The sequence below is a fragment of the Rhodococcus sp. YH3-3 genome (assembly GCF_001653035.1).
Classification (GTDB): domain Bacteria; phylum Actinomycetota; class Actinomycetes; order Mycobacteriales; family Mycobacteriaceae; genus Rhodococcus_F; species Rhodococcus_F qingshengii.
This window is the reverse complement of the sequence record NZ_BCWH01000001.1, coordinates 2,291,039-2,318,032: the sequence shown is the minus strand read 5'-3', so window position 1 is coordinate 2,318,032 and position 26,994 is coordinate 2,291,039. Positions and strand designations below refer to the sequence as shown.

Sequence of the window (26,994 nt, the reverse complement as noted above, 5' to 3'; positions counted from 1 at the left end):
GATCACCGCTCAGAGAAACAATAACCACAGTCACACACAACTGTCGCTTGTTGACCGAATTGTTGTCCGAGATGCAACCTCGACGCGTTACATCCACGACATTCGCGAGTTATTTTTTCGCAATCAAGCGGACCTACCGTTCCCATCCATGCCAACTTCCGTAAAACTGCCGAACAGCGAGCTCGCGCGACTCGCCAACAAGCCGCCCTGGTACCGATCACTGTTCGTGCAATTGATCGCCGCTATCGTCATCGGTGTTCTCATCGGCTGGTTGTGGCCGGAATTCGGCGCGAACCTCAAGCCCCTCGCCGACGGGTTCATCAAGCTGATCAAAATGCTGATCGCGCCGATCATCTTCTGCACCGTTGTGATCGGGATCGCCCACGTCGGGGATCTGAAGGCCGTGGGGCGTATCGGCGTCAAAGCACTCATCTACTTCGAGGTCGTGACCACCTTCGCCCTGTTGTTCGGGCTGCTCATCGGAAATCTGATGAAGCCGGGTGCGGGATTCGACATCGATCCGGAGACGCTGGCGAACGGTGCGGACGCCGTGGCAGCCAAGACCGGAAGTGGCGAACTTCCCCACACCGTCGAATTCCTGCTCAATATCATTCCGGTGTCGATAGTTTCGGCCTTCGCCGAGAACGCACTCCTCCAAGTCCTCTTCTTCGCCGTACTGTTCGGGCTCGCATTGGCCAAGGCGGGTGAGAGTGGACCACCGATCGTGTTCGAACTCGTCGATCGTCTGAGCCATCTGTTCTTCACGATCATCGGCTGGATCATGAGACTGGCGCCGTTGGGCGCTTTGGGCGCGATGGCGTACATCGTCGGTCAGTACGGGATCGCTTCGCTCGGAAGTTACGGAAAGCTGATCGCCGCATGCTATCTCGCCGCCGTCCTGTTCATCCTCATCCTGGCCGCGATAGTCAGGTACTTCGCGGGCGTGAACCTGTGGAAATTCGTCAAGTACATCAAGGACGAACTCTTCCTCGCTTTGGGAACGGCGTCGACCGAAGTAGTTCTGCCCCGAATCATGGTCAAGCTCACCAACGCCGGATGCTCGCGCACTACAACAGGATTGGTGGTGCCTACCGGCTACTCGTTCAATCTCGACGGCGCAACGCTGTACCTGTCGATCTGCATGCTGTTTCTGGCGCAGGCACTCGGCGTGGACCTGACACTCGGTGAACAGATCACTGCCGTCCTGGTTCTGATGCTCACCTCGAAGGGAATGGCCGGCGTGCCGGGATCGTCATTCCTGGCGCTGTCGGCCACCGTGGCCGCAATCGGTCACGGCGCAATTCCCGTCGCCGCAGTCGCTCTCCTACTGGGCGCCGATCGAATCATGGATTCGATGCGGGTGTCGGTGAACCTGCTCGGGAACTGTGTCGCAACCTTCGTGGTCGCCAATTGGGAGGGGCAGCTCGACAAGGAGCGCATGCGCCGAGTGCTCGACGGAGAAGACGTTCCACCGCTCGAGGAAGTCGATCCGATCACCGGGAAAACTGTTCCGGCACCGGAGGCCGAAGCACTCAAGACAGTTTCAACGCCGTGATGCGGTCTTCACTGGAACGCAACAGCATCTTGTCCCCCGCCCACAGCTCCCGCGGCATCGCCCAAGGCGTGAACTCGTCGTCCCCGTCCTGATCCACCCGAACCTCCCAACTACGTTGGCCCGTACGGACATCCGTTCCGTAGACGTTTCCCTCGTCGATAACGACATCGCCGTGCCAGACAACCTCCCCGGCGCGCTCGGCGTTCGATCGCCACAGGACCTCACCGGTGAAGAGGTCCACGAACTGGACCTCGGGTCCGGAACCGGAACGGGTCACGGCAACCACGTTGCCGATCACCGCCAACGACTGTGCGGTGTCGAAGAGTTCACTGTTGGACCACAATTTCTCGCCGGAAGTCCGGTCGAAACCGCTGTGTCCCAGAATGATCGGAGTCGATCTTCCCGCGGGATCATCTCGGCTGTATCGCCCGCCGTAGTACGAGGACTCCGAGGGCAGTTCGTCCGTCCTGGCGAACTCGCGCCCGTACTGATCGAGTGCGTACTCACTTGTCGGCCGGCCGTTCCCTTCGCAACCGCCGTCCGACACCAATGTCACACCGTCCGACGACGTATGCGCGGTCGAACAGGTGGAGTAACCGTGTACCCACCGCTGTTCGCCGGTCTTCAGGTCGAATCCCAGAGACTCGTCGAGAGCGATCACACCCAGATCGCCGTGCACCGACATCACCGGATCGACGTATCCGGCTTCCCACGATCCACCGACGTCGAACGCTTTGGACCAGTTCGCTTCCGGATCGTCGACGGTTCCGCTGTGCACGCGAACGTCGTTGCTCTCGATATCACCCTCGAGCGCGAGGACCGTATCACCCGAGACAACCGCGATGATCGGTGCCCACGGCGTCTTGACGTCTCGACGCTCTCCTGTCTCGATGTCGAAAAGTGAGTACGAACCACCGGATACGTACGGCCCGGAGAAACACAGCACCGAACTGCCGAGCAGAGTCTCGGAGCAACCACCGACGTCGACCGCCGACGTGCGCCAACGGACAGTGCCGTTGTCGGCATCGAGTGCGACCAATTCCGCGTCGTCCAGCGAGTATGCCTGGCGGTCCGGCATACCGATCATCGTGACCACGAGTGATCCGGCGTCGATGAATCCGCCCATGTCCATCTTGAATTCGGTTCCAACAAGCGGGCTCCGGAAGATCGCGAACTCGCGCCCGAGAATCTCGGAGGCCTCGACGCTCCATAGCTGCGACGAGATCGCTGTCGGGCCAGAACTCGTCGACGTGACCACCGTGGCGATGGCGGCAGTGGCGGTGACTACGGCTGCGGCGGCCGCGATCCGAAGTCGCGATTTCGGGGAGAATCTGGTGCTCATCGAATCTCCAAGCCTTCGGTCGTCGCGAGAAACTCCAACTGCTCGAACGTCATCGGATCGCTCGGGATCGCAGCCGACGACGAAACCGAGACTTGGGTCCCATTCGGGCGGGTGACGACCACCGACCTGCTCGTTTCCTGCGTCGATTCTGCTTTCGAGCCGTCATTTGTCATGGGCACGGTCGCGTAGTTCCGTTCGTCTCGCTCGATCACGGATCCATCCGGTCGCGTCACGACCTCCAAGGGGTGCCCGTCGTAGGAAGGGTCGTATTTGTTGGGCTCCGTAGGGAGTGGTTGTCCGCCGGTAATTGTCATGTTGAGCGTCGACTCGCTGTCTCCCGTCCGGGTGAGAAGTCTCTGACATGCAGTGGACTTGTCATTCTCCGCCACCGTCAGAGTGCCCGGTCCGGTATCAAGAATCGGAAAACCCGGAGATACAGCGCGCCATCTGATCTCGAGTACCGCGTTGAGACGTTCGATCGTCGCGCGATCGAGTTCAGCCACGTCGCTAGAGTCTCGAGGGATCCCGTGGCACCCGGGCGAAAGGGGTGCCGTACCCGGGGGAACTGGAGTAGTGATTCGCAGCTGTGGCATTTCGACAAGGGTTACAAGGTCGTCGAGAGTCAGTGGCACCACGCCGGAACTCTCGGCGTTCCGACCTCCGTCGTTGTTAGTGTCGTTGACATACGCCTGAATACGGGTCCCGTCGACTCCGTACAACATCGCCGACCGACCAAGGGTGCGTACACCATTGGTTTCGCTCCACGTATCCTGCAGATCCACTACCGACTGGTCAGCCAGCACCCGACGTTCGACGAGCGACCCCGCAACACACGATGGGATCGGATCAGAACTCGAGTGCAGCATCAGGCTGAGCGCGCCGATCTTCCCGTCCCGAATCAGCGTCCCGGACGCAGTGGTGGACGCCAACTCCTCGAGCGAGAAACCCTCGGGCAGCCCATCTGTGTTCGAAGGTGCAGAGATCGGCCCGAACTGCAGCGAATTACCCGGGCTGGCGAACTTCAGCTCGACATCTTTCGGGAGCGCCTGCTTGACCGCTTCCGACATCGCGGCGGCCTTGGCACTCGAGAACCACGGAAAGCGTGGATCGTCGTACGTATCAGATCCGTCGAGAATATAGGAGAAGAACGAATCCTCCTCCGGCGCTTCGACGCTTTCACAACCCGGAATCGTTGTCGGGTACACCGCGCTCGGCGTGACGTACGAGAATTCAGGCACGTCTTCCGCCGGAATCTCGTCCGGTGTGGATGTCATGGTGATCGAAGATGACGCAGCTACCGAGATGTCATCGGACGGCGAACTGCTCCACCGATCCACCAGCCCGGCAACCACTGTCCCACCGGCGATCAGGGAGACGACCGTCAGCGCGAAGGTCCACTTCTCGGCCCGCTTCAAATCGGTTTGCTCCTTCGACACGTACCCTCGCAGTCACCGTCACGGCTCGCCCCCGATGCGCGTCGCCTCTGGAATTCCTGTCGCGATCACAGCAATTTCTGTTACCAACCGGATGGTTTCCTATCGCGCGAGCTCCGTATGAACACAGAAGAACGGGGTGCCAGTTGCTGTGCAACTGGCCCCCCGTTCTGACTGCCTGAGTGCTTACACCCTCACAGGCACCTGATTCGGGTCTGGATCGGAATCCGGATCCTGCTCGATCGGAATCCGTCGAATCGCTTCACCCTCGATGTCGACGTTCGGCAGGATCTTGTCGAGCCACGCCGGCAACTTCCATGCCGAATCACCGAGAATCGACATGACCGCAGGGATCACGATCATGCGGATGATGAAGGCGTCGAAGAAGACTGCAGCCGCGAGGCCGAAGCCCATCATCTTGCTTGTCGTCTCCGAGGACAGCATGAATGCGCCGAACACGGAGATCATGATGATGGCCGCCGACGCGACCACGCGAGCACCATGGGTGTAGCCGGAGATGATGGCGTCCTTGGCCGACAATCCGTGCACGTATTCCTCGCGCATTCGCGTCACGAGGAACACTTGATAGTCCATCGCCAACCCGAAGACCACACCGATCATGAAGATCGGCAGGAACGAGATGATGGGTTGTGTGTGCTCGATCAGCCCGAAGTCGCCCTCCTGGAAGATGGCCACCGTGGCGCCGAAGGTCGCACAGACGGAAAACAGGAATCCGAGAGTTGCGGTCAGCGGCACCAGGATCGAGCGGAAGACGACCATCATGATGATGAACGCCAGCCCCACAACCACGATGAGATACGGGATGAGCGCGGAACTGAGCTTCGACGACATGTCGGCAACGATCGCGGTTTGCCCCGCTACACCGAGTTCTGCGCCTTCCGATTTCACCGTCGATCCGTAATCCCGGATCTGATTCATCAGCTCGTGGGTTTCGGGGCCGCTCGGTGACATCTGCGGGGTGACCGCGATCAGCGCAGAGTTGGCGCCCGCCATCGGGTTTGCTGCGTCCGGTCCGTTTCCGACCCACATCAACTGATCCGGAGTTGCGACGTTGTCGAGGCCCTTGATGTGCGCGACAGTGCCTTCGGCAATCGCGGTGATGTCGGTGCCGTCAGGCGCGTCGAGCACGACGAACAATTCGCCATTGACGCCTTCACCGAACCCACGTTGCAGCAGGGCAAGTGCCGGCCGCTCTTCGTCCTGAGTGAACGAGAGTCCGAGTTCGAGCTTCGTCATCGGAATAGCCGCGATCACCAGAAGCACCAGCGCAGCACCCGCGATCGGCCACGGGTACTTGGTGACTATCTTGGCCCAGCGATGTCCGTTGGATTCCATCGTCTCGGGCTCGTCACCGTGGCGCAGCCCGGGGATACGAGGCGAGAACGCGAATCGGCCGAAGATACCCAGAACCGCTGGGATCAATGTGATTGCGCCGAGCACAGCGATGATGACGGCAACCGCTGCCGAGATTCCCATCTGCGTGATCATCGGAACCCCGACCACCGCCAGGGCCGCCAGCGCAACCACCACTGTCAGGCCTGCGAATACGACAGACGAACCGGCAGTACCTACTGCGCGTCCGGCGGCGGCTTCCCTGGTTCCGCCCAGGTTGAGCTCACTGCGGTAGCGCGACACGATGAACAACGCGTAGTCGATCGAGACTGCGATGCCGATCATCGTGACGATTCCCGTGACGCCTTCGTTGATGTCGAAGAAGCCCGAGCCGAGGGTGACAGTCAGAGTGGCCAGCGCAATTCCCAGAATTGCAGTGAACAACGGGATGAACGCCGCGATGAGTGCACCGAACGCCACGATCATCACGATGAACGCCACCGCGAAGCCGAGCATCTCCGACAGACCGCCCGCGGCCTGCACCTGCATCATCGAGCCGGTTCCTTCGACTTGCAAGCCGCCGGTGCGGAACTTTGCCATCAAGTCGAGGAACGCGGTCTTGTTGGCCTGCGTCTGATCCTCGATGCGAATCGACTGATTGAGCTGGATCAGCCCGACCTTGCCGTTGTCGCCGAGAACGGCCGACGCCACCGCTGGATTGGCCTCCGCGAGAGTGACCGGATTGACGATCTTCTCGGGATCGACGATGTCCGGCAACGTCTTCGCCTGCGCGATCAACTGATCGATCTGATCGCTGTGCGCGGCAAGCCCGTCGTCTGCCGCGATGAGAATACTGGTCGACGCCTGAGTTTGCTGCTCCGCTGCAGCTGCAAAGTTCTCGTTCATCAACTCGGTCGCACGCTGTGAATCGGTGCCCGGAAGGTTGAATTCTTTGGAGAACGTCGGATTTGTGGCGCTGATAGCGCCCCCCACCACCGCGATCACGATAATCCACGCGGCCACCACAAGATACTTGTGGCGGAAAGCGAACTTCCCCAACCTGTAAAGATACGTAGCCAACGTAGGCCTCTCTCGCCGTGGACTGGTCTGTCCGAAGAACACGGAGTCTTTCGGTGCCAAGGTCATACGGTACGGACCGACCGGCTCGTTGGCACCTGGTATATCTGCGAAAACGGCATATCCGGCGCGCTCTCCGTCTCCTTTTCAGACCGCTCGGTACCGTGGACACGACACGGGCAGGCGCCTCACCAGAGCAGACGTCGCGTAGTACGAAAGGCAATCCCATGAATCACGGCCAGGCCGTCGATCGCGATCTCCTCCTTGCAGGCCAACAGCGACTCGACGCGCGAGGGCCACGATTGACGGGATCACCTTCACACCACGCGGTGGTGGAGGAAGTCGCGAACGAACTGACCGAACTGGGTCTCGAAGTCCGGCGTGATTCACACACTTTCGAACGCTGGGATCTACCGGCAACGTCTGACGGACTTCGCATCGAATTGCCGACGGGACCGATCAAGGTTTCGTCCGCATTCCCCTACTCGGGATTGACCGGGCCTCAGGGAGTCTCCGCTCCCCTGGTCCACGTCAGCGCGCGACGCCCCAAGTGGTCCTTGGCCAAGGGCGCGATCGCAGTGATCGAGGTCCCGCACATCGATCTTCCCCGCAAACTACTGGTCAGCGAGTGGGGTCCGATCGCCACCGACGAGACTCTTCGAAATCCGGTTCTCTCCGCGACTCTTCTTGGCCCGAAACTCGACAAGGCCCGCAAAGCCGGAGTGCTCGGCGTGATCGCGGTGTGGCGTGACATCGCTCCGGACAACGCGCTGGGACAATATCTTCCGTTCACGCAGCCGTACAACGACATCCCCGCCGTCTGGGTGGCCGGCGACGAGGGCAGGAAGGTTGTCGCTGCAGCTCGTTCGGGCCAGCGGGCCACTCTGGTTCTGGATGCAACTCTGCATCCGGACACCCGGACCGACACGGTGTGGGCGGTATCCCCGGGGACATCACCGGAAGAGACGATTCTGCTCATCACTCACAGCGACGGAACCAACGGCGTCGAGGAGAACGGGCATCTGGGAATGTTGGCCTTGGCGCGGCACGCCGTCGCGCAGCCGCATCGACGGTCGTACGTTTTTGTGCTGACGACCGGCCACCTTCGCATTCCAGCGGTGTCCAAGCACGGACAGGCAACGTCCACCTGGCTCGAAGCACACCCCGAGATGTGGAAGGGCGAAGACGGTCAGGCGCGCGCAGTAGCGGGGATCGCAATCGAACACCTCGGCGCACTGGGTGATACCGAGAACACCTCGATCGGCAGCTATTCGTTGGAGACCACTCCGGAACCGGAACTGCTCTACGCGACGAGTCGGGAAGTACACGACATCGTTGCACCGCTGTGGCGCGACATCGGGGCAGGCGATCGCCGAATCGTGGCGCCAGGACCGGTCATTCATTTCGGCGAGGGTGAACCACTGTTCGAGCGGAAGATCCCGGCAGTCGCCTTGGTGACGGCGCCGCAGTACCTGCTCGCTCTGCGTGACGCCGACACAGTCACGCACGTCGATCTCGACGCGATGGTCAAACAGGTCGAAAGTTTCCGCGATCTGCTCGACGCCTTCGACGCAACCGACACCGCGGCTTTCGGTCCGGTGGTCTCGCGCTCGGTGTTCGCGAAGTTCTCGGCGCTACTTCAGTTGATGCAGATTTTGTCGAAAGCCAAGAAATAGTGCTGTGCGCCTTTATTAACCGCGGGCGGTTAATAAAGGCGCACAGCACTTGGGGTTACTTGTCGTGAATGATCACGCCACGGATGTTCTTGCCGTCACGTAGATCCTGGTAGCCCTTGTTGACGTCTTCGAGGCTGTAGGTGTTGGTGATCAGTTCGTCGAGCTTGAGCTGACCGGCATCGTAGAGACGCAGCAGTCGCACGATGTCGTACTGCGGATTCATGGACCCGAACAACGTGCCCTTGATCGTCTTCTGATTCAGCGTCAGGTCGGTACCCGACACGTGAACGGTCAGCTTGGCGGGGTCGGCGAGTCCCGTGATCACCACGGTGCCACCCTTGCCGATCACTGCCGTCGCTGCACTGACCACGTCCTCGTCGACGGTGCCGACAAGGATGAGCGCAGCGTCGGCACCCTGTCCCCACGTCAGCTCGTTGACCTTGGCAGCAGCGCTCTCGGCGTCTGCAAAGGCATGGGTTGCACCGAACTTCAGTGCGGTCTCACGCTTGAGAGCAACCGGATCGACCACAACGACGTACTTGCAGCCGGCCGAAACGGCGCCCTGGACGGCGTTGATGCCGAGACCACCGATGCCGTAGATCACAGCGGTGTCACCGGCGCGAAGGTTACCGGCATTTACTGCCGTTCCCCAACCCGAAGGCACGCCGCAGCCGACGACCACCGCTGTCTCCAAGGGAAGCCAGTCGTCGATCTTGACTACCGAGTGCTGAGAAATGGTGGCGCGCTCGGAGAACGTTCCCAACATGCACATTCCGCCGAAATCCATTCCGTTGCCGTGGAAACGGAAGGAACCGTCGGGCATCGAGCCTTCGAGGATGGTGGCACCCATGTCGCAGAGGTTCTGGCGACCGGTCGAGCAGTAGCGACAGGTGCCGCAGTTGGGGATGAAGCTACACACGACATGGTCGCCCGGCTTGACCTTCGTGACGCCTGGGCCGACCTCTTCGATGATGCCCGAGCCTTCGTGTCCGCCGACGATCGGGTAACGCGGCGGGAGATCACCGTCGGTCAGGTGCAGATCCGAATGGCACAGTCCGGCAGCGGTGTACTTGATCAGTACCTCACCCACACCCGGGCCGTCGAGGTCGAGTTCCATGATCTCGAAAGGCTTTCCGGGCTCGAGCAGTACAGCAGCTTTGGTCTTCACTGGTGATCTCCTTGATTGTCGGACGAGAGAATGAGCGATGGGGTCGGTCAGAGAGCGATGTTGACGGCCTTGGTCTGGGTGTAGAGATCGATAGCCGAAGCGCCGAGCTCGCGGCCCCAGCCGGACTGCTTGTATCCACCGAAGGGCATTGCAGTGTCGAAGCCGTTGTACTGGTTGATCCATACCGAACCGGCCTTCAAGCGCTTCGCCGTGCGGTGAGCCTTGGAAATGTCCCGGGTCCAGATGCCGGCGGCCAAGCCGTAGATGGAATCGTTTGCGGCAGTGATCGGTCCGTCGTCCCCATTGAACGGCAGCGCCGCCACGACGGGTCCGAAGATCTCCTCCTGAACGATGGAGAATTCGGGCTTGACGTCAACGAAGACGGTCGGCTCGACGAAGTAGCCCTGATCGCCCCAGCGGTTGCCGCCCGTCAGTGCACGTGCGCCGTCGGCGATTCCCTCACGCAGGTAGCCGGTCACCTTGTCGAACTGCTCCTGCGAGACCAGCGGTCCGAGCTGGGTGGTGGGATCGAGGCCGGGTCCGATCTTGACCTGGCTCGCTGCGTGCGCGACGGCCTCGGTGAACTTCTCGAAGATGGTGTCCTCGACGTACAGACGAGTACCCGCAACGCAGCACTGTCCGTGGTTGAACAGCCACGCGTTGAGCGAACCCTCCACCGCGGAATCGAAATCGGCGTCGGCGAACACGATATTGGGGCTCTTGCCACCGAGCTCGAGCGTAACCTTCTTCAGATTGCCCTTGGCGGCGTCGACGATCTTCTTACCCACCTCGGTGGAACCGGTGAACGCAACCTTGTCCACGTCGTCGTGGCCGGACAGAGCAGCACCTGCATCGCCGAAGCCGGGAACGATGTTGACGACGCCGGGCGGGAAGCCTGCTTCTTCGAAGACCTCCGCGAGAAGCAGTGCGGTGAGCGGGGTCTGCTCAGCGGGCTTGAGGATCACCGTGTTGCCGGCGGCGAGCGCGGGGGCGAGCTTCCACGACGACATCAGCAGCGGGAAGTTCCACGGCACGATCAGTCCACAGACGCCGATCGCCTCACGCAGGGTGTAGGCGTGGAACTCGCCGCCCGGAGAGAAGGGCATCGACACGTTGACGGTGCTGCCTTCGATCTTGGTGGCCCAACCCGCGTAGTAGCGGAAAACGTCTGCGGCCCAAGCCACGTCGACGGCGGTGGCGATGGCAACGGACTTGCCGTTGTCGAGAGCTTCGAGCTGACCGAATTCCTCGGCACGAGCACTGAGAATGTCGCCGACGCGCCAGATCATCCGCTCGCGCTCGTTTGCCTTCATACGTGACCAGGGGCCGTCCTCGAAAGCCGTTCGAGCGGCACGTACCGCGCGGTCGATGTCTTCGGCCTGACCGTGTGCCACGTCTGCGAGCTTCTGTCCGTCAGCCGGGTTGTACGTCGCGAAGGTCTGACCCGAAGCGGCGTCGACGAATTCGCCGCCGATGTAGAGCTTCTTCGGTCCGTTCAGGAAACCCTGTACCGCGGAACTGATGGTGTGTTCGGCTACTGCCGTCATCGGAAACTCCCCTGAAGTAGTGAGGTGCGAATGTGATGCACGCCATACTTCCGCGCTTCCAGGGGTGCTAACTGTCCGAACTTTGTACAACTGAAGTCGGACAGCAAACTACACAGTGATGTCGAGCGCCCGCATCCGTGTATAGAGAGTGCTTCGGCTGATTCCGAGTTGCGCCGACGCGTGAACCTTGTTGCCGCCGCAGTCTTTCAACGCTCCGATGATCGCCTGGCGCTCGGCTTTCTCCCGCCCTGCCAACCGCGACACCTTGGTCGTGGTGCGATAGTCCTCGGGCAGATCAGCGACGTCGATGCGATTGCTCGAGCGTTCATCCGAGGCGCGATTCAACACGACGCGCAATTCGGCCAGGTTGCCCGGCCAGTTGGCCGCCGCGAGTGCTTCGGCAGCGCTGGCGGTCAACCTCAGTTCTGGCGAGATCCCCTCCAACATGACTTGTGCCAACTCGGCGATCTCAGCCTGTCGCTCGCGCAGTGGGGTGATGACAACCCGGGAGGCGCATCGTGAGAGCAGCGCGGCGATGGTCGGCGGAAGATCAACTGCCGCTCCGCTGGTCAGTACGATTTTCGGCCCCTCGGCGCTGGCGTCGATCAGGTCTGCGACCAGCGGCAACACCGAGTCAGGAAGGAGTTGTACCTGTTCGATCACGACCACGCCCGAACGCTTACGGGCTGCTCGCACGAGATCGGTGACCCACTGCTCACGGCCGTCGAACGCGATTCGCGTGGCATCGAGCCAACTCGCATCGACACTGCCGACGACATCCGATGCTGCCGAGGTTCGGCCGGATCCCGCTTCACCAGAGATCGCCACGGCGGCAGAGGTTGCCCGCGCCCGCATCAGGTCGCGCCGCAGTCGTTCGCCCGGAGACGGTGCCCGCTCGTGCGTTCTGCGGATCGGTGCCCGTTCCCGTTGGAGTGGTTCGACCAGGAAGAGCGCACCACCGTCAGCCCCGGAAATCCGGTCGGCTTGAACTCGCGCCAGAGCGCCGGACGCCAATTCGACTGTCACCAATCGTGATTGGTCCGGATTCAGGTCGGCAATCAAGGAACGGAGCGATACATGGTCTGCGGTGTCGAGCAAATCCAAAGCGGTTCGGTTGCTCAGCAGGATGTCGTCGCCGATGGCCGCGACGGCAATGTGGCGCTGATGTGAAACTCGCTGGAATGCGTCGACCAGCCGCTGCTCCGATGCTTTCGAGCCTTCGAGCAGCCGTTTCTCGATGTCCGCTGCAGCACGCGCAAGGAAGGGCGCGAACAGTGGGTTGGCCTGCGAGACAACGCCGGTCATGTCGAGAATGCCTTCGACACGACGTGTGACGGGATGCAGGATCGGCTGTCCGTAGCAGCTCAAACCCTTGAGGCTGTCGAGGAAATGCTCGTCACCGTGGATCACCACGCTTCGTCCGACCTCGAGGGGCGTACCGAGCGCGTTGGTGCCGGCGTGCTCTTCGCCGAAGCGTGAACCGTTGACGACGCCCAACCGCTCGATCGTTCGCTCGACGCGACTGTCGGAGTACACCGAAGCGACGACGCGGCATTCTCGATCGGCAAGCAGCACGCAGAAACCGGTGCCCGCGATCTGTTGCGAAACTTCGTCGAGCACGGGTGCGGCTGCCCGGAGCAGACGAGACTCACCGTCCTGCTCCTCGGTGTCCACGGCGATGGCCGACGACGGGTCGAGGCCACTGAGTCGAGAACGCTTCCAGGAGAGCGCGATCTCGGGGCGTACCGGCTCACGCTCCCCTGGGTTCGCGGACATACTCTCAGGCCTGACCGATCAATTCGATCGCCTGTTCTCGCATCGCGATCTTGCGGACCTTGCCCGTGACTGTCATCGGGAACTCGTCGACGACATGGACGTACCGCGGAATCTTGTAGTGCGCGAGCTTGCCGGTGCAGAACGCGCGGACCGAATCGGCGTCGAGATCGTCTGCACCTTCGCGCATCTGGACCCACACCATCAATTCCTCGCCGTACTTTGCGTCGGGTACACCGATGACCTGCGCATCGAGAATGTCGGGGTGGGTGTAGAGGAACTCCTCGATCTCACGCGGATAGACGTTCTCGCCACCGCGGATGACCATGTCCTTGATGCGTCCCGTGATGGCGACGTATCCGGCCTCGTCCATGACTCCGATGTCTCCGGTGTGCATCCACCGGGCAGCGTCGATCGCCTCGGCGGTCTTCTCCGGGTTCTCCCAGTATCCGAGCATGACCGAGTAACCACGCGTGCACAGTTCACCCGGCTCGCCACGGGGCACCGTCAATCCGGTTGCCGGATCGACGATCTTGATCTCGAGATGCGGCCCTACCCGTCCGACCGTTTCGGTGCGCTGCTCGATCGAATCGTCCGAGCGGGTCTGCAACGACACCGGCGAGGTCTCCGTCATGCCGTAGCAGATGGACACCTCCGACATGCCCATGCGATCGATGACCTGCTTCATCACCTCGACCGGGCAGGGCGAGCCCGCCATGATGCCGGTGCGAAGGGACGACAGATCGAAGCTGTCGAAGTCCGGCAACGCCAACTCCGCGATGAACATCGTCGGAACGCCGTAGAGGGACGTGCACTTTTCGGCCTGAACGGCTTCGAGCGAAGCACGCGGATCGAAAGCCGGACCCGGAATGACCATGGCAGCACCGTGACTGGTGCACGCAAGGTTGCCCATTACCATGCCGAAACAGTGGTAGAACGGCACCGGGATGCACACCCGATCGACCTCGCTGTAGTGGCACAACTCGCCGACGAAATAGCCGTTGTTGAGGATGTTGTGGTGACTGAGCGTCGCGCCCTTCGGGAAACCGGTAGTACCCGAGGTGTATTGGATGTTGATCGCGTCGTCGGCCGACAACGCGGCCTGGGCTGCGGCGAGCGGAGCCGGATCGCTTGCCTGCGCCGCCAAGCCGTCTGCAAGCACCGCGTCCCACTCGGGTGAACCGAGCAGGAGCACCGACGTCAGATCCGGGCACTGCGGCCGCACCGTCTCGATCATCGACGCGTAGTCCGAGGTCTTGAAGCTGGCCGCAGACACCAGCGTCGAGATCCCGGCCTGCTCGAGTACGTACTGCAACTCGTGCGAGCGGTACGCCGGATTGATGTTGACCAGGATCGCGCCGACCTTTGCCGTCGCGTATTGCGTGAACGTCCATTCCGGACAGTTGGGAGCCCAGATTCCTACCCGATCGCCCTTCCCCACACCACGGGAAAGTAGTCCGGCAGCGAGCCCGTTCACCTGCTCGGCGAACTCCCGGTACGTCCATCGTCGACCGCTGGCGTGGTCGATCAACGCATCGCGGTCGCCGTGTGCGGCAACCGTGCGATCGAGGTTGTCTCCGATGGTGTCGCCCAGCATCGGACCGTCCCATACTCCGGACGTATAGCTGGGCAGCGGCGTACTCATGTGTTCTGTCCTCTCCGGTTACCTGTTCAGGCACCTATGAGAGGGGCCGCCGCAGCGGACCCTCTCATCTACGAATTTACTCGATTCGGTGTGATGCACGACATACTTCCCGGTGCGGGGTGGCCGTAACTGTTCAGAGTCCGGACACCCCACCCGCCTGCTGTGCGCCTTTATTAACCGCCGGCGGTTAATAAAGGCGCACAGTGGTTACAGCGCGTGGTCCTTGGTCTCGACGAGCGCCCAGGTGCAGATCAGGCTCAACACACCCAGGATCGCCAACATGACTCCGATGGCCATACTCCCGTAGGCCGAGGCCAGCGGTGCGGCGATCAGCGGCGGCACTGCCCCACCGAGCACTCCGGCGAGGTTGTAGCCGAGGCCGGCACCGGTGTAGCGGTAGCGGGTCTGGAACATTTCCGGAAGCAGCGCACCGCAGGGGCCGTACGCGATTCCGAAGATCATGAGCGTGCCGAACATTCCGATGATGAACGCGATCGGCGATCCCGTGTCGAGGAGCGGGAACAGCACCAGCGCCCAGACGACGGCCAGACCACACGAGATCATGATGACCTTGCGGCGCCCGATGCGGTCCGAGTACAGAGCGGAAACGACGATCGCCGCACCGAAGACAACCGCGGAAGCGATACCGACCGACAGGACGAACGGACGGGAGAAGCCGAGGGTCTTTGTTCCGTAGCTCGTCAGGAAAGCCGTGCCCATGTAGAAAAACGCGAACAGGCAAGCCAGGGCGCCTGCCGAGAGCAGGATCTCCTTGGTCTGGAACCGCCAAGCATCCAGGAACGGGAGGGTGCGTGGTGCTTCGTTCTTCTGCTCAGCGACGCGCTCTGCCTGCTCCGCCTTGAAGACGGGAGTCTCCTCGATAGCGAGTCGCATGTAGAGGCCGATGCCGACCAACACGATGGAGAACAGGAACGGGATACGCCAGCCGTAGTCGAGGAAAGCCTGGTTGGTGTCGCCGAGAACTGCGCCGGTGATGAGGAAGGTACTGCTCGAGAGAACGAAGGCGATTGCAGGGCCGAGCTGCGGGAACATCGCATACAGACCACGTTTGCCCGGCGGAGCGTATTCCGCGGTGAGCAAGGTTGCGCCTGCCCACTCACCACCGACCGCGAAACCTTGGCCGAATCGCAAGAGCACCAAGATGATCGGGGCCGCGACACCGATGGTTGCAGCACCCGGCAGCAAGCCGATCAGGAGCGTCGAGATACCCATGAGCAGGAGCGTCGAGATCAGCGTCTTCTTGCGACCGATGCGATCACCGAAGTGTCCGAACAACATTGCGCCGACGGGCCGGGCGATGAATGCGACTGCGAAAGTCGCAAACGATGCGACAGTTCCCGCAGTGGCACCGAGCGCGGGGAAGAACACCGTCGGAAAGACAAGTGCCGCAGCGGTTCCGTAGATGAAGAAGTCGTAGAACTCGATAGTCGTGCCGATGCAACTCGCGATTGCGACGCGCCGCACACTGGTGGTGTTCTGCGGGGGCTGCGTCGCACCTGCGGCACTCGCACCCCCGGCGCCGGCGGCACTGGTGCCGCCTGTGGGAGAGACTGTGGTCACTCGATTCCTCCGTGGTCCCGTGGTGTCGCCCTGTGGGCATCACCGTCGATAGGAGGAAAGGTAGTGATGTGGCTCACCCCCGCACTACCCCCGAAAGGGGGTAGGAGTGATCTCGGTCACCACTTGTATGCAATGGTAACGAGTTTCACGACCCTCGACATGCCGCAGGCCGTCCGATTCGCTCTCACGAATCGGACGGCCCTCGAGAAACGGCGTCACGGTGCAACGCTACGGATCAAGCCTTACCGGCAGCCCCGAACAGTTCCTGACGGATCTCGCCCCACACCGTGGCGTAGGAGTCGATGATCGGTTCGGAAATCCACTTGGACTCCCCCGCTTGCACTTTCGCGAGAGCATCCGAGAAGAGATCCTGGTAACGAGACAACCGCGGAACGAATGCCGACAGATCGTCGAACAGGTTTGCCGCCCGGCGATCCAGCTCTGCAAGGGAATCCGCATCTGCGTCGTCGATGAGCGCGGCGAACTCCTCGTCCAAGGGAAGGAACGCCTCGTACACCTCACCGATGGAGTCCTCGTCGATCGAGACGCGCTCGGCGTCCAACTGATCTTCGAGTTCTGCCAAACCTTTCTCGGTCAGGCTGATGGCGTTTTCCGCTTCGACCGCTTTGCCCTGCGCGACAAGTGCGTCGTACGCAGCTTGACCGGAAGCCGAGCTGACGCCCAGGTGCTCGGCCAGGACGACCGCTCCGACCCGCTCCTTGAGACGTACTGCTTGGAGCAGTGCCAACTCGTCCACATTGCCAGCGAAGGCCATCGATTTCTCCTACTCACGTGCCGCCTCTGCGGCTCCAGCATCACAGCGGACACCCGTGGGTTTCCGCAGCCCGACAAAGGGCTCGACAGAATCAGATCACACCCCGATCGATCGTTGTGAAGTCACCGCGACAAGTCGACCGTCACGCGACGGTATCGGCCTGATCGGGGATCACGCTGCCGTCTACGCGAGTCACGGCACCTTTTGCCCCGGCCGCGTCGGTGTAAGCATCGGTCGAGCAGTGATAGGGAGCGTCCGCCCGGGACTTCGGTTCGATGAACATGGGGTTGACCAGCCATTTCCCGTCACTGTTGTCGTAGGCATTGCACATCAGTTCGGGATTGTTGCGGTTGATCACCAGGCGCGCACCGGTCGCATCTCCGAGGAACGTCACGTCGGTGACAGAATCACCGGCAGCAAATACCTGACGTCGATCGGCGGCCAACTGCTCGAACGCCGTAGGCCCTTGAACCCCGTAGACAACCTCGTTGACCTGGCACCGCTTGCCGTCGATGTACGGAATGACAGAGTCGTCGCCGTCCGCAACGCCACCACACCCACGCAGGCGCCCGGTGAGAACCCCGCCCTCGACGATGGGCCGAACTCCCATCACGTGATCGGCGTCCAATCCCAGCTGTTCCGCCCAGACTCGAACGACCGGTTCGGCCGACGCGGAGATGATCCGCACGTCGAATCCATGAGCGCCGAGGGATTTCACCAAATCTTCGATTTGCGCGTAGTACCGCACCGAGCCGTCGACTTCCGTCGTACCGACGGTCTGATCGGATCCTTCTGCAGCAGCGAGATTCTCGGCACGCGCTGCGCGGGCGTACTCGGTGATCTCGTCCTCGGTGTGCCCTGCCATCAACTGCACGGCCCACGCGTATGCGGCTTTTGTCCGGCGGTGATCGTAACCGTCGAATGCGGCCTGGCCGTCGCGAGTCTTCTCTTCGAGTACCGCAACGATCTCGTCCGCGCAGTCCAAGTCGGTGCTGGTTGCCAACGGTTGCCCCGGCGCGGTCTCGGAGCCGCACGCGGCGGAAAGTGCGGCAGCGCCGGCTGGCGTCATGAAGCGGCTGGTGGTTGCCCAGTCCCCTCCGGCAGGCTGTAACACCTTGTTGTTCTTGATCATCCAGAATGCGGTGGCGCTTCCGATGTCGTTCTTGACAACTGTGTTGTCCCAGTCGAAGAGCGCCAACGGAGCTCCGTCATCGACATCACCTGCAGCTCCACACGTTCCGAACTCCGTCATCATGGCATCCAACCTCACACGGTTGTCGCCGTACCACGCCAGACTGGGATCCAACGCAGCACAGGATGAACCACTCTGCGCCACAACTTCTTTCGGGGAGCTCTCGGCCGAACTACATGCAGTTGCACTCAACAGGACACTACCTACCGCCAACGCACACAGGGCGCGGGCATGCAGCGAACGGAACATCGATTCCCTCGTTTTCGTCGTGATTCGGGTACGACGGCATACCCGAGTGTCGATCGACCCGGGTATGCCGTGCAGTTGTCAATTAATCGAGCGTCAGCACTTCTCCCGACGCAACGGCGTCGGCGCGAGAGGTGTCCTTGAGGTCGACGCCGGAGCGGCCCAACTGGCGCGCTCCCGTCACCAATCCCAGGACGACACGAGCAGCCTGCTCGTATCCGAGTCCCTCGGGTGGGTGGACATTGGAAATGCAGTTTCGATCCGCGTCGGTACGACCGACGCGGGGAAGGTGAGTCAGATAGATCCCGACACTGTCCGCAACGGAGAGCCCTGGACGTTCGCCGATCAGGACGATCGCCGTCTGCACTCCCATCGCGGCAGCGATGTGATCACCCAGTGCCACACGGGCATTCGTGGCGATCACGGGCGGCGCGATCGAGTACCGCTCCCCCAACACCGTGACCAACGCAGACAGTAATTGCTCGCCGTGGTCCATCAGTGCTCGCGGCGAGAGTCCGTCGGCGAGGATGAACCCGATTTCCTTGTCGGAACTCGAGATCGCACCCAGGTCAGCCGGTTGGCGCCCCAGGTCGGGTCTCCGGAGATACTCACTGCGGGTGGAGACGCTGCTCGCGACCACCACCGGCGCCCCGATGCCCACCCCTTCGACCCGACTGGCAAGCGTCTCGGAGTCGAGTGGCTCGTGGACCGCGTCGCGGGCTGCGGCGTGAGCTGCCTTGAATTCGAGAACCCGTTTGGTGGGCAACGAATCTCCGGCACGCCCCAGCCCGATACGCGATTGTGTGGTCTTGCGCAGTGGACCCCAGAAATCGAGGATCGGTGCCTGATCTTCGGTCATGAGTTCACCGTCAAAGCCCGCAACGGCGACATTTCGGCGTCGATCGGAAGAACCCGACCGTTTGCGTCGGTCATCCCCAAGTTGTGTAGCCAGGTCTCGAACTCCGGGGCGGGCTGCAAACCGAGAACCTTACGCACATACAGCGCGTCGTGGAACGCCAGACTTTGATAGCCGAGCATCACGTCGTCGGCGCCGGGCACCGCGATCACGAACGCCGCGCCGGCGACGCCCAGCAAGGTGAGCAGGTTGTCCATGTCGTCTTGATCGGCTTCGGCGTGGTTGGTGTAGCAGACGTCCACTCCCATCGGCAGCCCGAGGAGTTTTCCGCAGAAGTGATCCTCCAAGCCCGCGCGAATGATCTGCTTGCCGTCGTAGAGATACTCGGGACCGATGAAGCCGACCACGGTGTTGACCAGCAGCGGTTCGAGATCACGTGCCACTGCGTATGCCCTGGTCTCGAGTGTCTGCTGATCGACCGGGGCTCCGCCGGTGCCGTAGTGGGCACCTGAGCTGAGGGCGGACCCCTGCCCCGTCTCCAGGTACATGACGTTGTTGCCGACCGTTCCGCGGTTCAAGGAGCGCCCGGCCTCGTTACCCTCACGCAGGAGCGGAATGTTCACTCCGAAACCGGAATTGGCGCCTTCGGTACCGGCAATCGACTGGAAGACGAGATCGACCGGCACCCCCGATTCGATCAGTCCGATCGTGGTGGTCACGTGCGAGAGCACGCACGACTGAGTCGGGATCTCGAATCGCTGACGGATGTCGTCGAGCAGGTGGAGCAGATCCGAGGTGGCCTGGGGTGAGTCCGTCGCAGGGTTGATACCGATGACGGCGTCGCCACATCCCATCAGGAGACCGTCCAATGTGGCCGCCGCGATGCCGCGTGGATCGTCTGTCGGGTGGTTTGGCTGGAGTCGGGTGCTCAGCCGGCCGGGCAGTCCGATGGTCGTACGGAACCCCGCGGTCACGGTGATGGCCTTCGCGACGGCGATCAGGTCCTGATTGCGCATGATCTTGCTGACCGCCGCAACCATCTCGGGGGTGAGCCCGGGACTTACGGCGGACAACCGTGCGGAAGCTTCCGGCGCCGACGCGGTCTCGAGCAACCAGTCTCGTAGTCCGCCAACAGTCAGGTGGGCCACCGGCGCAAAGGCCAGGCGATCGTGGCTGTCGATGATGAGCCTGGTTACCTCGTCGTCCTCGTACGGAACCACCAGATCTTCGAGGAACACCGTCAACGGAAGATCAGCCAGAACCCATTGAGCAGCAGCACGTTCGGCGTCGGAGCTTGCCGCGCAACCGGCTAGTTCGTCACCCGACCGCAGTGGTGTCGCTTTTGCCATCAGATCGACGAGACCGTCGAACGAGTAGTTGGTTCCGGATACCTGCTGGTGATACTTGGCCATCCCGCGACTCATCCCAATTCTTCTTCCGCCTGTGCAAGTACAGCAAACTCCTCGTCCGGCGAGTTGGCAACAAGGTGGTGACGACTGTAGAGACCGAAGTACGCCATCAGAACTCCGAAGGCGACCAACGTCAGCAATGCCGCAACGGGATCGACCAGGAAGGTGGCCACCACCGACACTGCCGCGATCACGAGCGCAAACGAGGTGGTGGCGATACCGCCGGGCGTGCGGTACGGGCGCGGCATGTTCGGCTCACGCTTACGAAGAACGATGTGACTCACCATCATCAGGACGTAGCTTACTGCCGCGCCGAACACCGCCATGTTGAGCAACATTGCACCTTCACCGGTGAGTGAGAGCGCGAAGCCGATGATTCCGGGTACGACGAGCGCGAGAGTGGGGGCCTTGCGCTTGTTGGTCACCGACAGGTTCTTCGGCAGATAGCCGGCGCGGGAGAGCGCAAACGTCTGGCGTGAGTAGGCGTACATGATCGAGAAGAAGCTCGCGACCAGACCGGCAAGTCCGATGTAGTTGACGGCCTTTGCCGCTCCGCTGTCCCCCAGAGCCTCGACGAGCGGATTTCCGGAGGTGGACAGGGCGTCTGCGCCGAGCGCACCGGTGGCGAGGAAGAGAACCGTTGCGCCTGTGACGATCAGGATCAACATGCTGATGATGATGCCGCGGGGGACGTTCTTCTCCGGCTCACGTGCTTCCTCGGCGGCCAGCGGTACACCTTCGACCGCAAGGAAGAACCAGATCGCGAAGGGCACGGCGGCCCAGATTCCGAGCAGACCGAATGGCAGGAACGACGACGATCCGACTGCGCTGGTTTCGACGGCGATATCGGTGAGGTTGGACGAATCGAAAAGGCCGACAGCCGAAACCGCGAACACGACCAGGCCGACGAGTGCAATGGCGGTGATGATGAACATCGCCTTGAGTGCCTCACCGGCGCCGGTGAGGTGAATGCCGATGAAGATCGCGTACACCGCGAGGTACACCCACCAGCCGTCGGTGATCCCGAACAGGTTCAGGGACTCGACGTACGCACCGATGAAGGTCGCGATCGCTGCGGGTGCTATCGAGTACTCGATGAGAATTGCTGTGCCGGTGGCAAATCCGCCCCAGGGCCCCATGGCCCGTCTGGCAAACGTGTATCCACCACCAGCGGCAGGAAGTGCCGACGACATCTCGGCCATACCGAGCACCATCGCCAGGTACATACCCGCGATGACAACCGCCGCGATGAGAAGGCCACCGAAACCACCTTCGGCCAGACCGTTGTTCCAGCCGGCGTAGTCACCGGAAATCACATAGCTGACACCCAACCCCGCAAGCAGCACCCACCCTGCTGTTCCCTTTCGGAGTGTTCGTTTCTCCAGATACGAATTGTCTTCCGCATGGAAGTCTGCGCCGTCGTGGTGTGCACCCGCGGCACCGGCGTTTTTGCCGGTTGCGTGGTCGGAAAGAGACATGTCCATCCTCTGAATCGGTCAAGAATGAGACGACGCACGGTGGATGCGTCGCGTGAAATGAACGGTATGTGGGCGATGTACGGAGAAGGTCGCCTGGAGATGACCGTGCTGTTAACTGGCTGTCATGTGAGCGGCCCCGAGTCTGTTCAGATCTTCTTCAGGCTGCCGTTCTCAGGATCGGGCGGCCGCGCCCGGCACCGGGCAGGCGTCGACGGCCTCGGCGACCACCTGGGGAACCGTCGGGGGCAAAGGACGCACGCCCGCTTCCCAATCAGCGCCCACGAGAATGCTCGACGCGCCGAGTGCTTCGTTTTCGTCCGGTGTGAATGCCCTTGCTCGACTGAGGAATCTGAATCCTTCAGGAGACTCCAGGCTGAATCCACTGCCGCGGCCGGGCACGACGTCCAGTACCAACTGGGTGTGCTTCCAGGCTTCGAACTGTGATCCGGAAATCCAGACCTGTACAGCGTCGGTTCCGGTGGGAAGGTCTTCGGGAGTCTCTCCGACAGCAAGTCGGAGATCGACGATTCCGAGTAGTACGTCACGGTCCCCGACGATGAATTCGCCTGAGGGATAACACATCGGGGCCGAGCCGTCGCAGCATCCGCCGGATTGATGCATCATCAGTTCGCCGTGAGTCCCGCTGAGGCGGCGCAGGAGGTCAGCCGCCCCAGCGGTGGTCACCAACGGGGGTGGAACGGCGCCGGTATCGGGTGTGTCCGTGGCGCTCATTCCAACCTCCGTGTGTTTGTGCAGGTTTCGCGTGTTGCAGTCTTGCTCACCGGCACCCGCAGCGAGGGGCTCACGGGTGCCGGTGGGTAGGGTCTGAGACCAGGATCAAGCGTGTCCAACCCGCGGGGTCAAGGCCCCTTGACTCCTCGGGCACAATCAGACGTGTCGATTGAAACGCACAAATAGGCATCAACCGTCAAACTGTCCGCCGCTGTCCATGGCCCCGTTTGCTCCGAACTCAAGCGTCACTCCGATAGAGAGTGAAATACCATCCATTGATGTCGAGTGCTTGTCGCCAGCGCTAAATGGTCCTACGCGCCAGACCCAAATCGAGTAGAATCCTTCGAAACATGTTGCGCCGCAAAACAACGGTAGGCCTGCGGCGCAACATCGACTTCGGTTCCCACCTGGTCATTGCATCAGAAGAAGCCCTGAGCCTTCTGGGCGTAGCTGACCAGGAGGTTCTTGGTCTGCTGGTAGTGCGAGAGCATCATCAGGTGGTTCTCGCGGCCGATGCCGGACTGCTTGTATCCACCGAAGGCGGCATGTGCCGGGTACTGGTGGTACGTGTTGGTCCAGACGCGACCGGCCTGGATGTCGCGGCCTGCGCGGTAGGCGACTCCGCCGTCGCGGGACCAGACACCGGCGCCCAAACCGTAGAGGCATCAGGTGGTTCTCGCGGCCGATGCCGGACTGCTTGTATCCACCGAAAGCGGCGTGTGCCGGGTACTGGTGGTACGTGTTGGTCCAGACGCGACCGGCTTGGATGTCGCGGCCTGCGCGGTAAGCAACTCCGCCGTCGCGGGACCAGACACCGGCGCCCAAACCGTAGAGGGTGTCGTTGGCGATTTCGATGGCCTCGTCGTAGTCCTTGAACGAGGTGACCGAGACGACGGGTCCGAAGATCTCTTCCTGGAAGATGCGCATCTTGTTGTTGCCGGTGAACACCGTCGGCTGGACGTAGTAGCCGCCGGACAGGTCTCCGCCAAGTTCGGCTCGCTCACCACCGGTGATGACCTTGGCGCCTTCGGCCTTGCCGATCTCGATGTACGAGAGGATCTTCTCGAGCTGATCGTTGCTGGCCTGGGCACCGATCATGGTGTCGGTGTCGAGCGGATCCCCTTGGCGCACAGCCTTGGTGCGGATGGCTGCCATCGCGAGGAACTCGTCGAAGATGTCTTCCTGGATCAGCGAACGTGACGGGCAGGTGCAGACCTCGCCCTGGTTGAGGGCGAACATCGTGAAGCCCTCGAGTGCCTTGTCCTGGTAGTCGTCGTTTGAGGCGAGAACGTCGGAGAAGAAGATGTTGGGGCTCTTGCCACCGAGTTCGAGGGTGACGGGGATAAGGTTCTGCGACGCGTACTGCATGATCAGGCGACCGGTGGTGGTCTCACCGGTGAACGCGATCTTCTTGATACGCGGGCTGCATGGTGTCGGTGTCGAGCGGATCCCCTTGGCGCACAGCCTTGGTGCGAATGGCGGCCATCGCGAGGAACTCGTCGAAGATGTCTTCCTGGATCAGCGCCCGCGACGGCGCTGTGCAGACCTCGCCCTGACATGGTGTCGGTGTCGAGCGGATCCCCTTGGCGCACAGCCTTGGTGCGGATGGCTGCCATCGCGAGGAACTCGTCGAAGATGTCTTCCTGGATCAGCGAACGTGACGGGCAGGTGCAGACCTCGCCCTGGGAGTGCCTTGTCCTGGTAGTCGTCATTGGAGGCGAGGACGTCGGAGAAGAAGACGTTGGGGCTCTTGCCACCGAGTTCGAGGGTCACGGGGATGAGGTTCTGCGACGCGTACTGCATGATCAGGCGACCTGTGGTGGTTTCACCGGTGAACGCGATCTTCTTGATACGCGGGCTGGACGCGAGCGGCTTTCCGGCCTCGACGCCGAAGCCGTTGACGATGTTGAGAACACCGGCAGGCAGCAGGTCACCGATGATGCCGATGAGGTGCAGGATCGAGACGGGTGTCTGCTCGGCAGGCTTGAGCACGATGGCATTGCCGGCAGCAAGGGCGGGAGCGGGCAGGCAGCAGGTCACCGATGATGCCGATGAGGTGCAGGATCGAGACTGGCGTCTGCTCGGCAGGCTTGAGCACGATGGCATTGCCGGCAGCGAGGGCGGGGGCAAGCTTCCACACGGCCATGAGGATCGGGAAGTTCCACGGAATGATCTGGCCGACTACGCCGAGCGGCTCGTGGAAGTGGTACGCCACGGTGTCGGAGTTGATCTCCGAAAGCGAACCTTCCTGTGCGCGAATAGCTCCCGCGAAGTAACGGAAGTGATCGATGGCGAGCGGAATGTCGGCGTTGAGGGTCTCGCGGATCGGCTTGCCGTTGTCCCACGACTCGGCGAGTGCGATGGATTCGAGGTTCTCCTCCATACGATCAGCGATCTTGTTCAAGATGATCGCGCGCTCGGCGACCGAGGTCTTGCCCCAGGCCGGAGCTGCTGCGTGCGCTGCGTCGAGAGCGAGCTCGATGTCTTCTGCGGTGGAACGAGCCACATCACAGAAATTCTGTCCGGTCACCGGTGTCGGGTTCTCGAAGTACTGACCCTTGACCGGAGCAACCCATTCGTTGCCGATCCAGTTGTCGTATCGAGACTGGAAGGACATGATCGCGTCGGCGGTACCTGGGCGGGCGTACACGGTCATTGCAAGCTCCTATGTAAACGTGATCTTCCTGGGCGCACCCACCAAATCGGTGACTGCAATCCCACCCCCCGGTGGGGTGTGATTCACAACACTAGGAGTTGCAACGTTGCAAGTACGTTGCGTGCGAGAAACGCAGATGATTCTCAGATGCCCAATTGGCGGTCGAGGAGATCAATTCTAGCCTGGACCTGCGAATACAGCGGAGATTGAGGATCCAACGTGGACAGGTAGGCCTCCCACACGACGGAGTCTTCGCGGCCGTGCACCGACGTGGTCCACCGGGCCAGAAGGTTGGCGTCACCTCCACGCAGCAGAGCTGCCTGGACCCTGGTGCGTAGTTCTTCCCGCACCTCTTCGATTCCCGGGGAGGCAGAGCCCGCCAGCACCGGGCCCGAATACAGTTTCATCGCCGTCGCTGCGTCGCCTCGGTCCAACGCTGCCCGCACATCGCCGACATCTGTCGTGAACTCCGTGATGATCCGATAGGGGCGCGAAGCCAGCCGGTCGGCGCCGAAAACCTTACGAAGCCGCGACATTTCCGCGCGAATGGTCACTGCGTCGAGTTCGCCCTCGTCGAGCAGGACCGCAAGGTGGTCGGAGCTGAGGCCCTCCGGGTGTTCGGAAAGCAGAAGGAGAATCTCGGCGTGACGCTGCGAAATCGGGATGCGGTCACCGCCGCGAACCAGCGTCGGCCGGCCGGCACCGAATGTTTCGAGGCGCGGAGCCGTGGCACTGAGCGGGATGGGCGAGTTCAAGAGATGGAATCGCAATTCCGATTCGGCGGCCGCGACAGTTGCACGGATCAGTGACAGCACTTCGGGAACCGCAACCCTGGGACCACCGGTGATGTCGATGGCACCAAGGATTTGCCCAGTGGTGGGATCGTGGACGGGTGCGGCCGAACAACTCCAGTCGTGCACGGTTCGGTTGAAATGCTCGGATCCGAAAATCTGTACGGAGTGATCGAGAGCAAGCGCCGTTCCCGGCGCATTGGTGCCGACACGATCTTCGCTCCAGTCGGCGCCTTCAACGAAGTTCATGGACAACGCCTTGTCCTTGGCCGAGTTGTCACCCTCCACCCAGAGCAATCGACCGTGTGCGTCACTGATCGCGATCAGTAGTCCGGTCTCGGCAGCATCTTCCACCAGGAGTTTCCGAATCACCGGACGGATCAGTGACATGGGATGCGCGGAGCGATACTTTTCGAGCTCCAACCCTTCGAGCATCTCAGGGTTGCCGACCACATCGGGATTTACCCCCTTGTTGCGGCTCCGCATCCAGGACTCGAGTACGACCGAGCGGACATGGGAGTCGTCGGTCAGCCCCTGGCCGGGCACGCCGCGAGCATCGATGAACGACTGATGGGCAGACGAAAGTCGCCGCGCGAGTAACGCGACGTCATCGCCTGGCCTGACCGCCACCCACGGGTTGCCGGGCACAGCCTGTTCACGTGCCATATTTTGCGTTCCTCCGCTCCGTGGACCACTGTAACGCCGATCA

At 61.8% G+C, this 26,994-nt stretch carries 18 protein-coding genes and 4 pseudogenes; 2 read left to right on the top strand and 20 right to left on the bottom strand.

The genetic code is table 11. The features are described 5' to 3' along the window. The first annotated feature begins 148 nt into the window (after window positions 1-148). On the top strand, window positions 149-1,555 hold the full coding sequence (dctA, locus tag YH3_RS10940; RefSeq protein WP_064443341.1) for a C4-dicarboxylate transporter DctA: 1,407 nt from the start codon (window positions 149-151) through the stop codon (window positions 1,553-1,555). On the opposite strand, the gene YH3_RS10935 is transcribed toward dctA, so the two are convergent. The 3 genes from YH3_RS10935 to YH3_RS10925 all read right to left on the bottom strand — a co-directional run bounded on the left by YH3_RS10935 (window position 1,533) and on the right by YH3_RS10925 (window position 6,763). Next, entirely contained in the window at window positions 1,533-2,897 is a 1,365-nt protein-coding gene (locus YH3_RS10935) for a PQQ-binding-like beta-propeller repeat protein (protein WP_064443340.1), read from the bottom strand. The two genes, dctA and YH3_RS10935, sit on opposite strands and share 23 nt — an antisense overlap. Then, on the bottom strand, window positions 2,894-4,333 hold the full coding sequence (locus YH3_RS10930) for a hypothetical protein (RefSeq protein WP_064443339.1): 1,440 nt from the start codon (window positions 4,331-4,333) through the stop codon (window positions 2,894-2,896). The genes YH3_RS10935 and YH3_RS10930 overlap by 4 nt, the downstream gene beginning before the upstream one ends. A gap of 183 nt (window positions 4,334-4,516) precedes the next feature. Beyond that, window positions 4,517-6,763, bottom strand: a complete 2,247-nt coding sequence (locus tag YH3_RS10925; protein ID WP_047268953.1) for an MMPL family transporter — start codon at window positions 6,761-6,763, stop codon at window positions 4,517-4,519. 224 nt (window positions 6,764-6,987) lie between these two features. On the opposite strand from YH3_RS10925, the gene YH3_RS10920 reads away from it, so the two are divergent. Then, window positions 6,988-8,436 (top strand): hypothetical protein, encoded by a 1,449-nt coding sequence (locus tag YH3_RS10920; RefSeq protein WP_064443338.1) that lies wholly within the window; start codon window positions 6,988-6,990, stop codon window positions 8,434-8,436. A gap of 55 nt (window positions 8,437-8,491) precedes the next feature. On the opposite strand, the gene YH3_RS10915 is transcribed toward YH3_RS10920, so the two are convergent. The 17 genes and pseudogenes from YH3_RS10915 to YH3_RS10845 all read right to left on the bottom strand — a co-directional run bounded on the left by YH3_RS10915 (window position 8,492) and on the right by YH3_RS10845 (window position 26,951). Further along, complete coding sequence (locus YH3_RS10915) at window positions 8,492-9,604, bottom strand: NDMA-dependent alcohol dehydrogenase (RefSeq protein ID WP_003942086.1); 1,113 nt, start codon at window positions 9,602-9,604, stop codon at window positions 8,492-8,494. A 47-nt stretch (window positions 9,605-9,651) separates the two neighbouring features. Beyond that, entirely contained in the window at window positions 9,652-11,151 is a 1,500-nt protein-coding gene (locus YH3_RS10910) for an aldehyde dehydrogenase family protein (protein WP_007730174.1), read from the bottom strand. A gap of 108 nt (window positions 11,152-11,259) precedes the next feature. Further along, window positions 11,260-12,927, bottom strand: a complete 1,668-nt coding sequence (locus YH3_RS10905; RefSeq protein WP_003942072.1) for a sigma-54-dependent Fis family transcriptional regulator — start codon at window positions 12,925-12,927, stop codon at window positions 11,260-11,262. 4 nt (window positions 12,928-12,931) lie between these two features. Continuing rightward, window positions 12,932-14,569, bottom strand: coding sequence for an AMP-binding protein (locus YH3_RS10900; RefSeq protein ID WP_039973143.1), 1,638 nt, complete (start codon window positions 14,567-14,569; stop codon window positions 12,932-12,934). Between the two features lie 207 nt (window positions 14,570-14,776). Then, window positions 14,777-16,054, bottom strand: a complete 1,278-nt coding sequence (locus YH3_RS10895) for an MFS transporter (RefSeq protein WP_085998903.1) — start codon at window positions 16,052-16,054, stop codon at window positions 14,777-14,779. A 331-nt stretch (window positions 16,055-16,385) separates the two neighbouring features. Beyond that, complete coding sequence (locus YH3_RS10890) at window positions 16,386-16,925, bottom strand: hypothetical protein (RefSeq protein WP_007730168.1); 540 nt, start codon at window positions 16,923-16,925, stop codon at window positions 16,386-16,388. Window positions 16,926-17,067: 142 nt separating this feature from the next. Next, entirely contained in the window at window positions 17,068-18,366 is a 1,299-nt protein-coding gene (locus tag YH3_RS10885) for an HAD family phosphatase (RefSeq protein ID WP_007730167.1), read from the bottom strand. Window positions 18,367-18,448: 82 nt separating this feature from the next. Continuing rightward, window positions 18,449-19,222 carry an ethanolamine ammonia-lyase subunit EutC gene (gene eutC, locus YH3_RS10880; RefSeq protein WP_007730164.1) on the bottom strand — a complete coding sequence of 258 codons (774 nt, stop codon included), beginning with the start codon at window positions 19,220-19,222 and terminating at the stop codon, window positions 18,449-18,451. After that, the gene (locus YH3_RS10875) at window positions 19,219-20,643 is read right to left on the bottom strand and encodes an ethanolamine ammonia-lyase subunit EutB (protein ID WP_007730162.1); all 1,425 of its coding nucleotides are present in this window, start codon (window positions 20,641-20,643) and stop codon (window positions 19,219-19,221) included. The genes eutC and YH3_RS10875 overlap by 4 nt, the downstream gene beginning before the upstream one ends. After that, window positions 20,640-22,112 carry an ethanolamine permease gene (gene eat / locus YH3_RS10870; RefSeq protein WP_085998902.1) on the bottom strand — a complete coding sequence of 491 codons (1,473 nt, stop codon included), beginning with the start codon at window positions 22,110-22,112 and terminating at the stop codon, window positions 20,640-20,642. The genes YH3_RS10875 and eat overlap by 4 nt, the downstream gene beginning before the upstream one ends. A 165-nt stretch (window positions 22,113-22,277) precedes the next feature. Continuing rightward, window positions 22,278-22,838, bottom strand: coding sequence for a DUF779 domain-containing protein (locus tag YH3_RS10865; RefSeq protein ID WP_064443337.1), 561 nt, complete (start codon window positions 22,836-22,838; stop codon window positions 22,278-22,280). Window positions 22,839-23,257: 419 nt separating this feature from the next. Then, window positions 23,258-23,455 (bottom strand): annotated as a pseudogene (locus YH3_RS37300) (aldehyde dehydrogenase family protein); the annotation flags it as partial. Between the two features lie 37 nt (window positions 23,456-23,492). Next, a pseudogene (gene adh / locus YH3_RS10860) lies at window positions 23,493-24,275 on the bottom strand (aldehyde dehydrogenase); the annotation flags it as partial. Further along, a complete protein-coding gene (locus YH3_RS37295) occupies window positions 24,229-24,357 on the bottom strand; it encodes a hypothetical protein (protein ID WP_371594814.1) in 129 nt (42 codons plus the stop codon). The gene YH3_RS37295 and the pseudogene adh, both read right to left, overlap by 47 nt. A 31-nt stretch (window positions 24,358-24,388) precedes the next feature. After that, window positions 24,389-24,800, bottom strand: a pseudogene (locus tag YH3_RS10855) (aldehyde dehydrogenase family protein); the annotation flags it as partial. 60 nt (window positions 24,801-24,860) lie between these two features. After that, window positions 24,861-25,494, bottom strand: a pseudogene (locus YH3_RS10850) (aldehyde dehydrogenase family protein); the annotation flags it as partial. Window positions 25,495-25,637: 143 nt separating this feature from the next. Beyond that, window positions 25,638-26,951 (bottom strand): helix-turn-helix domain-containing protein, encoded by a 1,314-nt coding sequence (locus YH3_RS10845; RefSeq protein WP_007730155.1) that lies wholly within the window; start codon window positions 26,949-26,951, stop codon window positions 25,638-25,640. Window positions 26,952-26,994: the final 43 nt, after the last annotated feature.

Excerpts from the sequence above, each read along its gene's own strand:
- YH3_RS10900 (WP_039973143.1), bottom strand. The coding sequence starts at position 14,569 with ATGAGTACGCCGCTGCCCAGCTATACGTCCGGAGTATGGGACGGTCCG.
- YH3_RS10890 (WP_007730168.1), bottom strand. The coding sequence starts at position 16,925 with ATGGCCTTCGCTGGCAATGTGGACGAGTTGGCACTGCTCCAAGCAGTA.
- YH3_RS10845 (WP_007730155.1), bottom strand. The coding sequence starts at position 26,951 with ATGGCACGTGAACAGGCTGTGCCCGGCAACCCGTGGGTGGCGGTCAGG.
- YH3_RS10885 (WP_007730167.1), bottom strand. The coding sequence starts at position 18,366 with ATGTTCCGTTCGCTGCATGCCCGCGCCCTGTGTGCGTTGGCGGTAGGT.
- YH3_RS10905 (WP_003942072.1), bottom strand. The coding sequence starts at position 12,927 with ATGTCCGCGAACCCAGGGGAGCGTGAGCCGGTACGCCCCGAGATCGCG.
- dctA (WP_064443341.1), top strand. The coding sequence starts at position 149 with ATGCCAACTTCCGTAAAACTGCCGAACAGCGAGCTCGCGCGACTCGCC.
- YH3_RS10875 (WP_007730162.1), bottom strand. The coding sequence starts at position 20,643 with ATGAGTCGCGGGATGGCCAAGTATCACCAGCAGGTATCCGGAACCAAC.
- YH3_RS10935 (WP_064443340.1), bottom strand. The coding sequence starts at position 2,897 with ATGAGCACCAGATTCTCCCCGAAATCGCGACTTCGGATCGCGGCCGCC.
- YH3_RS10910 (WP_007730174.1), bottom strand. The coding sequence starts at position 11,151 with ATGACGGCAGTAGCCGAACACACCATCAGTTCCGCGGTACAGGGTTTC.
- YH3_RS10865 (WP_064443337.1), bottom strand. The coding sequence starts at position 22,838 with ATGAGCGCCACGGACACACCCGATACCGGCGCCGTTCCACCCCCGTTG.
- YH3_RS10920 (WP_064443338.1), top strand. The coding sequence starts at position 6,988 with ATGAATCACGGCCAGGCCGTCGATCGCGATCTCCTCCTTGCAGGCCAA.
- eat (WP_085998902.1), bottom strand. The coding sequence starts at position 22,112 with ATGGACATGTCTCTTTCCGACCACGCAACCGGCAAAAACGCCGGTGCC.
- eutC (WP_007730164.1), bottom strand. The coding sequence starts at position 19,222 with ATGACCGAAGATCAGGCACCGATCCTCGATTTCTGGGGTCCACTGCGC.